Annotated in this window: 9 protein-coding genes; 8 read left to right on the forward strand and 1 reads right to left on the reverse strand. The window is 71.4% G+C overall.

The window, feature by feature from the left end; translation table 11 throughout:
• Nucleotides 1-2 precede the first annotated feature (2 nt).
• Together ACZ6EG_RS21475 and rpsD are read left to right on the forward strand one after the other, a co-directional pair.
• Complete coding sequence (locus tag ACZ6EG_RS21475) at nucleotides 3-1,358, forward strand: replication-associated recombination protein A (protein ID WP_391970331.1); 1,356 nt, start codon at nucleotides 3-5, stop codon at nucleotides 1,356-1,358.
• 295 nt (nucleotides 1,359-1,653) lie between these two features.
• Nucleotides 1,654-2,268, forward strand: coding sequence for a 30S ribosomal protein S4 (rpsD, locus tag ACZ6EG_RS21480; protein WP_133888111.1), 615 nt, complete (start codon nucleotides 1,654-1,656; stop codon nucleotides 2,266-2,268).
• A gap of 29 nt (nucleotides 2,269-2,297) precedes the next feature.
• On the opposite strand, the gene ACZ6EG_RS21485 is transcribed toward rpsD, so the two are convergent.
• Nucleotides 2,298-4,478, reverse strand: a complete 2,181-nt coding sequence (locus tag ACZ6EG_RS21485) for an ATP-binding protein (protein WP_469606621.1) — start codon at nucleotides 4,476-4,478, stop codon at nucleotides 2,298-2,300.
• Nucleotides 4,479-4,651: 173 nt separating this feature from the next.
• Here ACZ6EG_RS21485 and ACZ6EG_RS21490 point away from each other — a divergent pair, with 173 nt between their 5' ends.
• The 6 genes from ACZ6EG_RS21490 to ACZ6EG_RS21515 all read left to right on the forward strand — a co-directional run bounded on the left by ACZ6EG_RS21490 (nucleotide 4,652) and on the right by ACZ6EG_RS21515 (nucleotide 11,312).
• Nucleotides 4,652-5,092: a DUF948 domain-containing protein gene (locus ACZ6EG_RS21490; RefSeq protein ID WP_356605697.1), complete on the forward strand. Its 441-nt coding sequence runs from the start codon at nucleotides 4,652-4,654 to the stop codon at nucleotides 5,090-5,092.
• Nucleotides 5,093-5,099: 7 nt separating this feature from the next.
• Nucleotides 5,100-5,471: a hypothetical protein gene (locus tag ACZ6EG_RS21495; protein WP_366768997.1), complete on the forward strand. Its 372-nt coding sequence runs from the start codon at nucleotides 5,100-5,102 to the stop codon at nucleotides 5,469-5,471.
• Nucleotides 5,471-8,143: an alanine--tRNA ligase gene (gene alaS / locus ACZ6EG_RS21500; protein WP_391970333.1), complete on the forward strand. Its 2,673-nt coding sequence runs from the start codon at nucleotides 5,471-5,473 to the stop codon at nucleotides 8,141-8,143. The genes ACZ6EG_RS21495 and alaS overlap by 1 nt, the downstream gene beginning before the upstream one ends.
• Nucleotides 8,140-8,634 carry a Holliday junction resolvase RuvX gene (ruvX, locus tag ACZ6EG_RS21505; protein ID WP_356605691.1) on the forward strand — a complete coding sequence of 165 codons (495 nt, stop codon included), beginning with the start codon at nucleotides 8,140-8,142 and terminating at the stop codon, nucleotides 8,632-8,634. The genes alaS and ruvX overlap by 4 nt, the downstream gene beginning before the upstream one ends.
• 130 nt (nucleotides 8,635-8,764) lie before the next feature.
• Complete coding sequence (gene mltG, locus ACZ6EG_RS21510) at nucleotides 8,765-10,492, forward strand: endolytic transglycosylase MltG (RefSeq protein WP_391970334.1); 1,728 nt, start codon at nucleotides 8,765-8,767, stop codon at nucleotides 10,490-10,492.
• Nucleotides 10,473-11,312, forward strand: coding sequence for a shikimate dehydrogenase (locus tag ACZ6EG_RS21515; RefSeq protein ID WP_391970335.1), 840 nt, complete (start codon nucleotides 10,473-10,475; stop codon nucleotides 11,310-11,312). The genes mltG and ACZ6EG_RS21515 overlap by 20 nt, the downstream gene beginning before the upstream one ends.
• Nucleotides 11,313-11,341: the final 29 nt, after the last annotated feature.

Raw genomic sequence — 11,341 nt, forward strand, 5'->3', positions numbered from 1 at the left:
GCGTGGAGCCCGACCTGTTCACCGCCGCAGCCGAAGAACGCCAGGAGAAGGACCCGACCGGCAGTCCCCTCGCCGTGCGGATGCGCCCGCGCACCCTCGACGAGGTCGTCGGCCAGCAGCACCTGCTCAAGCCCGGTTCGCCCCTGCGCCGCCTGGTCGGCGAGGGCGCGTCCGGTCCCGCCGGGCCGTCCTCGGTCATCCTGTGGGGCCCGCCGGGCACCGGCAAGACCACCCTGGCGTACGTCGTCTCCAAGGCCACCAACAAGCGCTTCGTGGAGCTGTCGGCGATCACCGCGGGCGTCAAGGAGGTCCGCGCGGTCATCGACGGCGCCCGCCGCGCGGTCGGCGGGTACGGCAAGGAGACCGTCCTCTTCCTCGACGAGATCCACCGCTTCAGCAAGGCCCAGCAGGACTCCCTGCTCCCGGCCGTCGAGAACCGCTGGGTCACCCTGATCGCCGCCACCACGGAGAACCCGTACTTCTCGGTGATCTCCCCCCTGCTCTCCCGCTCCCTCCTCCTCACCCTCGAACCCCTCACCGACGACGACGTCCGCGGCCTGCTCCGCCGGGCCCTGACCGACGAGCGCGGCCTCAAGGACACCGTGGGCCTGCCCGAGGACACCGAGGAGCACCTGCTGCGCATCGCCGGCGGCGACGCCCGCCGCGCCCTGACCGCGCTGGAGGCCGCCGCCGGGGCCGCGCTGGACAAGGGCGAGACGGAGATCGCCCTCACCACGCTGGAGGAGACGGTCGACCGGGCCGCGGTGAAGTACGACCGCGACGGCGACCAGCACTACGACGTGGCCAGCGCCCTGATCAAGTCCATCCGCGGCTCCGACGTGGACGCCGCCCTGCACTACCTGGCCCGCATGATCGAGGCCGGCGAGGACCCCCGGTTCATCGCCCGCCGCCTGATGATCTCCGCCAGCGAGGACATCGGCCTCGCCGATCCGAACGCGCTGCCGATCGCCGTCGCCGCCGCCCAGGCCGTCGCGATGATCGGCTTCCCGGAGGCCGCGCTCACCCTGAGCCACGCGACCATCGCCCTGGCGCTCGCTCCCAAGTCCAACGCGGCGACCACCGCCATCGGCGCCGCCCTGGAGGACGTACGCAAGGGGTTCGCCGGTCCCGTGCCCTCGCACCTGCGGGACAGCCACTACAAGGGAGCGGGCAAGCTCGGTCACGGACAGGGCTACGTGTACCCGCACGACCTCCCGGAGGGCATCGCCGCCCAGCAGTACGCCCCGGACGAGCTGAAGGACCGCACCTACTACGAGCCCACCCGGCACGGCGCGGAGGCCCGGTACGCGGACGCCGTCGAGTGGACCCGCGGGCACCTCGGTCGCAAGCGGAGCTGAGCAACCTGTAGACTCGCCCGGAGTGCCGAGTCCCGTGCAGTCAGAACGGGACAACCGGCCGGAACCCCCAGCGGGTTCCAGGAGCGTCGCGCACCGTCGATAGGTGTCGCGGGCAGCCCACCACCACCCGGAGTTCCGGGAGCGGTCGGTGGGCCACTCGCGTGCTGCACGTATGTGCCCAGACCAGGGGAGCGGCTGCCCGACAGGTCCCATGCGGACCCGGCGGGTTTCCCCGGCTGCGGATTGCGACCTCCCTCAACCCTGACAAGCCGGAAATCCAGGAAAGAGACACACAGTGGCGAACCAGTCCCGCCCCAAGGTCAAGAAGTCGCGTGCGCTCGGCATCGCGCTGACCCCGAAGGCCGTCAAGTACTTCGAGGCCCGCCCCTACCCGCCGGGTGAGCACGGCCGCGGCCGCAAGCAGAACTCGGACTACAAGGTCCGTCTGCTCGAGAAGCAGCGTCTGCGCGCGCAGTACGACCTCAGTGAGCGCCAGCTCGTCCGCGCCTACGAGCGTGCCTCCAAGACCAACATGAAGACCGGCGAGGCCCTGGTCATCGAGCTCGAGCGCCGCCTCGACGCGCTGGTCCTGCGTTCGGGCATCGCCCGCACGATCTACCAGGCCCGCCAGATGGTCGTCCACGGCCACATCCAGGTCAACGGCCAGAAGGTCGACAAGCCGTCCTTCCGTGTCCGCCCGGACGACGTCGTGCAGGTGCGCGAGCGCTCCAAGGAGAAGACGCTCTTCACCATCGCCCGTGAGGGTGGCTTCGCCCCCGACGGCGAGATCCCGCGCTACCTCCAGGTGAACCTCAAGGCCCTGGCGTTCCGCCTGGACCGCGAGCCGAACCGCAAGGAGATCCCGGTGATCTGCGACGAGCAGCTCGTCGTCGAGTACTACGCCCGCTGATCCCAGCCCCGGCGCAGTACCAGCGGTACTCAGCCCGTCGTCTCCTCGCCCTTCCGGGTGGGTGAGGCGGCGGGCTTCGCCGTCCGCGTGCCCGCCTTGGCGCGCCGCCCCGAGCCGCGCGGCACCGGCAGCGGCGTCCCGGGCCGCCGCAGCGCCCGCGACACCGCCTCCCGGTGGCCGAGCCGCGCCCCGTGGCGTACGCACTCCTCGTACCGCTCGTCGCCCAGCTGTTCCCGCGCCGCCGCCTCGCACAGCTCGTGGGGCGCGTTGTAGTGCGCCGAGCCGAACAGCGGCAGCCCCACCGACGGCCACATCCGCCCGGCCGCGCCCTGCAGCACCGCGGCCTCCGCCGGATCGCCCTGCGCCACCGTGACCAGGGCCAGCAGTTCCACCGCGAGCACCGAGCCCAGCTGATCGCGGAAGCGGTGGGCGCCGCTCAGACAGTCGGTGAGCAGCTCGCGGGCGCGTTCCGGCCGGCTCTCGCTCCAGGCGGCGTAGGCCAGTACGTACAGGGCGTAGCCCCGGGCCCAGCGCTCCCCGTGGTCCTCGCACACCTGGCGCACGTCCTCGCACAGACGCACGGCGTCCGCAAGATCGCCCTGGAAGGCCCGCGTCATGGCCAGCTCCACCTGGCCCATCAGTACGTTGCTGTTCAGCTCCCCGATCTCCCGGTAGCGGTCGAGCGCGGAGCGCAGCAGCGTTTCCGCACGCTGCATGTCGTCCGTGACCAGAGCCAGGCAGCCGGTGCGGTGCTCCGCGTAGGCCACCGCCGTCGGGTTCGCCGACCGCTCGGCCTCCTCCCGGCACTCCTGCAGCGCCGCCAGCGCGGGCACCGTGTCGCCCTGCAGGATCGCCACGTAGCCGAGCACCCACAGCGCCTTCAGCCGGGACTGCTCGCCCGCCGTGCCCTCCGCGTCCAGCCGCACCGCCTGCTCCAGCCAGCGCCGCCCCTCCGACAGCCGTCCGCAGCCCACCCAGTGGAACCAGAGGGCGCCCGCCAGGTACTGGCCCAGGTGCGCCTCGTCCGGCTCGGTCAGACAGTGCTCCAACGCGTTGCGCAGGTTGGGCAGCTCCGCGTCCACCCGCACGGCGACCTCCCGCTGGCGCGGCGAGAACCACTCCAGCTCGCACCAGGTCGCCAGGCCCACGTACCAGTCCCGGTGCCGCCTGCGCAGCCGCGCCGCGTCACCCGTCGCCTCCAGCCAGTCGGCGCCGTACGCCCGCACCGTGTCGAGCATCCGGTAGCGCACCCCGGCCGGAGTCTCCTCACGGGACAGCACGGACTGGGCGAGCAGTGCGGAGAGCACGTCCAGGACGTCGTCGGCGGCCAGGCCCTCCCCGCTGCACACGTACTCGGCCGCCTCCAGGTCGAACGGCCCGGCGAACACCGACAGCCGCGCCCACAGCAGCCGCTCCTGCGGCGTGCACAGCTCGTGGCTCCAGCCGATCGCCGTGCGCAGCGTCCGGTGCCGGGGGAGAGCGGTACGGTGGCCGCCGGTCAACAGGCGGAACCGGTCGTCCAGCCGGCGCAGCACCTGGCCGGGCGACAACGCGCCCAGCCGCCCGGCCGCCAGCTCGATGGCCAGCGGAATCCCGTCCAGGCGCCGGCAGAGCTCGCGTACCTCCTCCTCGCCCTCCGACGGCCCGGCGTCGTGCCCGCCCGGCAGGTGCCGCTGCCCGGCCCGCACCGTCAGCAGCTCCACCGCCTCCTGCGGACGCAACGGCGCCAGCGGTATCAGCCGCTCCCCGGCCACCCCCAGCGGTCTGCGGCCCACCGCCAGCACGCGGAGCGCCGGCGCGCGGCCCAGCAGTTCCGCCGTCAGCGCGGCGCAGGCGTCCACCAGGTGCTCGACGCCGTCCAGGACCAACAGCAGCTCCCGCTCGGCGAGGTGGGCGATCAGCGTCTCGCGCGGCAGCCGCGTCGTGTGGTCGGTCAGCCCCAGCGCCTCCACCACGGCGTAGTCGACGAACTCCTCGTCGCGCACCGGCGCCAGCTCCACCCGCCACACCCCGTCCCGGGGCGCGCACCGCGAGGCCGCCCTCGCCGCCAGGCGCGACTTCCCGACCCCGCCGGTCCCGGTCACGGTCACCAGTCGACCGGAGTCCAGCGCACCGGCCAGTTCGGCGAGTTCCGCCGCTCTCCCCACGAAGGCGTCGAGTTCCAGCGGCAGGTTGCCGTGCGGGACGCCGTCGCGTCGATGGTCTCGCATGGAACACAGAGCGTACTGAACCGTATTCACTCCGTACAATCGGTTCACGCGACTCCGCCGTACGCCCCCGGACGCGGGCGGTAATCCGGTACGGAGCTTCGCGCCCGGCGCGATAGGCTCGGTGCACGACTTTTCCCGATGTTCAGGCACAACTTCCAGGGAGCGGGTGCACAGTGTCCGGTGGCGAGGTGGCCGGAATCCTGGTGGCCGTCTTCTGGGCGATCCTGGTCTCCTTCCTCGCCGTGGCACTGGCGAGACTGGCCCAGACGCTCAGGGCGACCACCAAGCTGGTGGCGGACGTCACCGACCAGGCCGTCCCCCTGCTGGCCGACGCCTCGTCGGCGGTGCGCTCCGCGCAGACCCAGATCGACCGGGTCGACGCGATCGCCACGGACGTCCAGGAGGTCACGTCGAACGCCTCCGCGCTCTCCACCACCGTGGCCTCCACCTTCGGCGGGCCGCTGGTCAAGGTCGCCGCGTTCGGCTACGGCGTTCGCCGGGCACTCGGCGGTCGCAAGGAGGGCCCCGCGGGCCCGGCCAAGGAGCCGCGGCGCACCGTGATCGTCGGCCGTACGATCCCGGCCGCGCGGCGGACGAAGCGGAAGAAGGACTGATCCAGCGATGTTCCGCCGTACCTTCTGGTTCGGCTCCGGTGTCGCCGCCGGAGTCTGGGCCACCACCAAGGTCAACCGGAAGCTCAAGCAGCTGACCCCCGAGAGCCTCGCCGCGACCGCGGCGAACAAGGCACTCGACGCGGGCACCCGGCTGAGGGACCGCGCGGTGGGCTTCGCACTCGACGTCCGGGAGAACATGGCCCAGCGGGAGGCCGAACTGGACGACGCGCTCGGGCTGAACGCCCCCGTCGACGGTGAACTCCCCGCGTCCCGGCGCCGCGCCGCCATCGAGAACCGCACCATCGAGAACCGCAACAACCCCAAGTCCGTCGTCGACGTCAGGACGACGGACTCGTACAACCGGAATGAGGACCACTGATGGAGTCGGCCGAGATTCGTCGCCGCTGGTTGAGCTTCTTCGAGGAGCGCGGTCACACCGTCGTCCCTTCGGCGTCGCTCATCGCGGACGACCCGACTCTGCTCCTGGTCCCGGCCGGCATGGTGCCCTTCAAGCCCTACTTCCTCGGTGAGGTCAAGCCGCCCTTCGACCGCGCCACCAGCGTGCAGAAGTGCGTGCGCACCCCCGACATCGAAGAGGTCGGCAAGACCACGCGCCACGGCACGTTCTTCCAGATGTGCGGCAACTTCTCCTTCGGCGACTACTTCAAGGAAGGCGCCATCAAGTACGCCTGGGAGCTGCTCACCAGCGCCCAGGACAAGGGCGGTTACGGCCTCGACCCCGAGCGTCTGTGGATCACCGTCTACCAGGACGACGACGAGGCCGAGCGCATCTGGCACGACGTCGTCGGTGTCCCGTCCGAGCGCATCCAGCGCCTCGGCAAGAAGGACAACTACTGGTCCATGGGCGTCCCCGGCCCCTGCGGTCCCTGCTCCGAGATCAACTACGACCGCGGCCCCGACTTCGGCGTCGAGGGCGGCCCCGCCGTCAACGACGAGCGGTACGTGGAGATCTGGAACCTCGTCTTCATGCAGTACGAGCGGGGCGAGGGCATCGGCAAGGAGGACTTCGAGATCCTCGGGGACCTGCCGAGCCAGAACATCGACACGGGCCTCGGCCTGGAGCGGCTCGCCATGATTCTGCAGGGCGTGCAGAACATGTACGAGATCGACACCTCGATGGCCGTCATCAGGAAGGCCACCGACCTCACCGGCGTGGCCTACGGCGACACCCACGCCTCGGACGTCTCCCTGCGCGTGGTCACCGACCACATGCGCACCTCCGTGATGCTCATCGGCGACGGCGTCACCCCCGGCAACGAGGGCCGCGGCTACGTGCTGCGCCGCATCATGCGCCGCGCCATCCGCAACATGCGCCTGCTCGGCGCCACCGGTCCGGTCGTCAAGGACCTGATCGACGTCGTGATCGAGATGATGGGGCAGCAGTACCCCGAGCTGATCACCGACCGCGAGCGGATCGAGAAGGTCGCCCTCGCCGAGGAGAACGCCTTCCTGAAGACGCTGAAGGCCGGCACCAACATCCTCGACACCGCGGTCAGCGACACCAAGGCCGCCGGTGGCAGCGTCCTCGCCGGGGACAAGGCCTTCCTGCTCCACGACACCTGGGGCTTCCCGATCGACCTCACCCTGGAGATGGCCGCCGAACAGGGCCTCTCCGTGGACGAGGACGGGTTCCGCCGTCTGATGAAGGAGCAGCGCGAGCGCGCCAAGGCCGACGCCCAGGCCAAGAAGACCGGCCACGCCGGTGTCGGTGCCTACCGAGAGATCGCCGACCAGGCCGGTGCCACCGACTTCATCGGCTACACCGACACCGAGAGCGAGTCGACGATCGTCGGCATCCTCGTCGACGGTGCCTCCTCCCCGGCGGCCACCGAGGGCGACGAGGTGGAGATCGTCCTCGACCGCACCCCGTTCTACGCCGAGGGCGGCGGCCAGATCGGCGACACCGGCCGGATCAAGGTCGACACCGGTGCCGTCATCGAGGTCCGCGACTGCCAGAAGCCGGTTCCGGGCGTCTACGTCCACAAGGGCGTCGTCCAGGTCGGCGAGATCACCGTCGGCGCCAAGGCCCACGCCTCCATCGACGGCCGCCGCCGCACGGCCATCGCCCGTGCCCACTCGGCCACCCACCTCACCCACCAGGCCCTGCGCGACGCGCTCGGCCCGACGGCCGCCCAGGCCGGTTCCGAGAACCAGCCCGGCCGCTTCCGCTTCGACTTCGGTTCGCCCTCCGCCGTGCCCACGGCCGTGATGACCGACGTCGAGCAGAAGATCAACGAGGTGCTCGCCCGCGACCTCGACGTCCAGGCCGAGGTCATGGGCATCGACGAGGCCAAGAAGCAGGGCGCCATCGCCGAGTTCGGCGAGAAGTACGGCGAGCGCGTGCGCGTCGTGACCATCGGCGACTTCTCCAAGGAGCTGTGCGGCGGCACCCACGTGCACAACACCGCCCAGCTCGGCCTGGTGAAGCTGCTCGGCGAGTCCTCCATCGGCTCCGGCGTGCGCCGCATCGAGGCCCTGGTCGGCGTGGACGCCTACAACTTCCTCGCCCGTGAGCACACCGTCGTCGCGCAGCTCCAGGAGCTGATCAAGGGGCGCCCGGAGGAGCTGCCTGAGAAGGTCTCCGCCATGCTCGGCAAGCTGAAGGACGCCGAGAAGGAGATCGAGAAGTTCCGCGCGGAGAAGGTCCTCCAGGCCGCCGCCGGTCTCGCCGAGTCCGCCAAGGACGTCCGCGGGATCGCTCTGGTCACCGGCCAGGTGCCGGACGGCACCACCGCCGACGACCTGCGCAAGCTGGTCCTCGACGTGCGCGGCCGCATCCAGGGCGGCCGGGCCGCGGTCGTGGCCCTGTTCACGACGGTCAACGGCAAGCCGCTGACGGTCATCGCCACCAACGAGGCCGCCCGTGAGCGCGGTCTCAAGGCCGGCGACCTGGTCCGCACCGCCGCCAAGACGCTCGGCGGCGGCGGTGGCGGCAAGCCGGACGTCGCCCAGGGCGGCGGCCAGAACCCGGCCGCCATCGGTGACGCCGTCGACGCCGTCGAGCGCCTCGTGGCGGACACCGCCAAGTGAGCGCCGACCAGCAGGACGCCCCGGCGCTGCGCCGGGGCCGCCGCCTCGCCGTCGACGTGGGCGACGCCCGGATCGGGGTCGCCTCGTGCGACCCCGACGGGATCCTCGCCACCCCGGTGGAGACCGTCCCCGGCCGCGACGTCCCGGCGGCGCACCGCCGCCTCAGGCAACTGGTCGAGGAGTACGAGGCGATCGAGGTCGTCGTCGGGCTCCCTCGCTCCCTCAAGGGGGGCGAGGGCCCGGCCGCGGTCAAGGTCAGAGGCTTCGCGCAGGAGCTGGCCCGCGGCATCGCACCCGTCCCGGTGCGCCTCGTCGACGAGCGGATGACGACGGTGACGGCCGGTCAGGGACTGCGTGCCTCGGGGGTGAAGTCCAAGAAGGGCCGGTCCGTCATCGACCAGGCCGCCGCTGTGATCATCCTCCAGCAGGCACTGGAATCCGAACGGGTGTCAGGCAGAGCGCCCGGCGAGGGCGTCGAAGTGGTCATCTGATCGCGATACGGTAACGTTCCGCGCGATGCGGAGGCATTCGAACAGCCACCGCACAGCAAGAGGCGGAACGGAAGCCGGCCCTCCCTGTCAGGCCGCGCACGCCCCGTCGCCTCGCGGCTCTAGGGGATCGATGACTGAGTATGGCCGGGGCCCAGGCTCCGAACCGTGGCATCCGGAGGACCCGTTGTACGGGGACGGCGGATGGGGCGGACAGCAGGCCCACACGGGTCAGCAGTCCCCCTACGGCGGCCAGCCACAGCAGTATCCGGAGCAGCAGCAGTCGCAGCAGCAGTACGGCGACTGGGGTGACGGCGGTCAGTCCGCCTATGGTCAGCAGCCGCAGTACGACCCGTACGGGCAGCAGCATCCCGAGCCGCAGTACGACCAGTACGGCCGGCCGCAGTACGAACAGCAGTACGCGTCCCAGCAGCAGCATGAGCCGCAGCACCAGCAGCAGGGCTACGGCGAGGGCGGCTGGGACACCGGCGCGCATCCCCCCGCGCAGTACCCCGCCGACCCGTCGGACCCCTACGGTCCGCAGCCGGCCGCCTTCGGCGCGGAACAGCCCGACTTCTACGGCACCCCGGAGGCGTACCCGCCCCCCGAGCCGCCCGGCCGTCGGCGCACCGATCCCGAGCCGCGGCAGGACGACTGGGACCCGGGCCCCGACCAGGGCGAGCACGCCTTCTTCGCGGGCGGGGCCGCGGACGGGGAGGACGACGACGCGGGCGGTCGCGGGCGCGGTGACCGCCGGGGCGGACGGGGAGGCAAGCCCAAGAAGGGACGCAACGGAGTCGCGTGCCTCGTGGTCTGCCTGGTGCTCGGCGGCGGCGTGGCGGGAGTCGGATATTTCGGTTACCAGTTCTACCAGGATCGTTTCGGCGCGGCTCCGGACTACGCGGGTGAGGGCAACGGCGAGCAGGTGACCGTCACCATCCCCAAGGGAGCCGGCGGCTCGACGATCGGCCAGGAACTCAAGCGCGCGGGCGTGGTGAAGAGCGTCGACGCCTTCATCGCCGCCCAGCAGAGCAACCCCCGCGGCAAGAGCATCCAGGACGGCGCCTACACGCTGCAGAAGGAGATGTCGGCCGAGAGCGCGGTCGAACTCCTGCTCAGCCCCAAGAGCCGCAGCAACCTGATCATCGCCGAGGGCAAGCGCAACGTCGACGTCTACAAGATGATCGACAAGCAGCTCGGAGTGGCCCAGGGCACCACGGCCAAGGTGGCCAAGACGGAGTGGAAGAGCCTCGGTCTGCCCGACTGGGCGCTCAACCACGAGAACGTCAAGGACCCGCTCGAAGGCTTCCTCTTCCCGTCGAGCTACTCGGCGGCCAAGGGCCAGAAGCCGGCGGAGGTGCTGAAGCAGATGGTGGCGCGGGCCGACGAGCAGTACGAGCGGATCGGCCTGGCGGAGAAGGCCGAGGGCCTCGGACTCGACGGACCGTGGCAGCTGCTCACGGTCGCGAGCCTGGTGCAGGCGGAGGGCAAGACGCACGACGACTTCCGGATGATGTCCGAAGTCGTCTACAACCGGCTCAAGCCCACCAACACCGAGACCAACCAGAAGCTCCAGTTCGACTCGTCCTTCAACTACCTGATGGGTCAGAGCAAGATCCACATCAGCGAGTCCGAGATCAACAGCAACATGGACCCGTACAACACCTACACCAACCGGGGCCTGCCGCCCGGCCCCATCGGCAACCCCGGCGAAGAGGCCCTGCAAGCGGCGCTGAACCCCACGAAGGACGGCTGGATCTACTTCGTGGCCACCGACGGCGTGAGCAAGACCGAGTTCGCCAAGACCCACGACGAGTTCCTGAAGCTGAAGGAAAAGTTCGATGCCAGCTCGGGCAACTGAGCCCCGTCGGGCAGCCGTGCTCGGCTCCCCGATCGCCCACTCCCTCTCCCCGGTACTGCACCGCGCCGCCTACGCGGAGCTGGGCCTCGAGGGCTGGACGTACGACCGCTTCGAGGTCGACGAGGCGGCGCTGCCGGGCTTCTTCGAGGGGCTCGGCCCCGAATGGGCGGGGCTGTCGCTCACCATGCCGCTCAAGCGGGCGGTGATCCCGCTGCTCGACGGGATCAGTGACACGGCGGCCTCCGTGGACGCGGTGAACACCGTGGTCCTCACCCGGGACGGCCGCAGGACCGGCGACAACACCGACATCCCCGGCATGGTCGCCGCCCTGCGCGAGCATGGCATAGAGAAGACCGAGACCGCCGCCATCCTCGGCGCCGGCGCCACCGCCTCCTCCGCCCTGGCCGCGCTCGCCCGGATCTGCACCGGCGAGATCGCCGTCTACGTGCGGAGCGAGGCCCGCGCCGCCGAGATGCGGGGCTGGGCCGAGCGGCTGGACGTCGGCGTGCGCATCGCCGACTGGGCGGACGCCGAGGAGGCGCTGCGCGCCCCGCTGGTCGTCTCCACCACCCCGGCCGGTACCACCGACGCGCTCGCCGCCGCCGTACCCGAGATGCCCGCGACCCTCTTCGACGTGCTCTACGACCCGTGGCCGACCGCGCTCGCCGCCCGCTGGTCGGCACACGGCGGTGCCGTCGTCAGCGGCCTCGACCTGCTGCTCCACCAGGCGGTGCTCCAGGTGGAGCAGATGACCGGCAGCCCGTCGGTACCGCTCGCGGCGATGCGGTCCGCCGGGGAGCGCGCGCTCGCCGGCGGCTGACCGCGGAGCACCCCCGCGCCCGCCGGAGG

Source organism: Streptomyces sp. NPDC041968, from assembly GCF_055589025.1.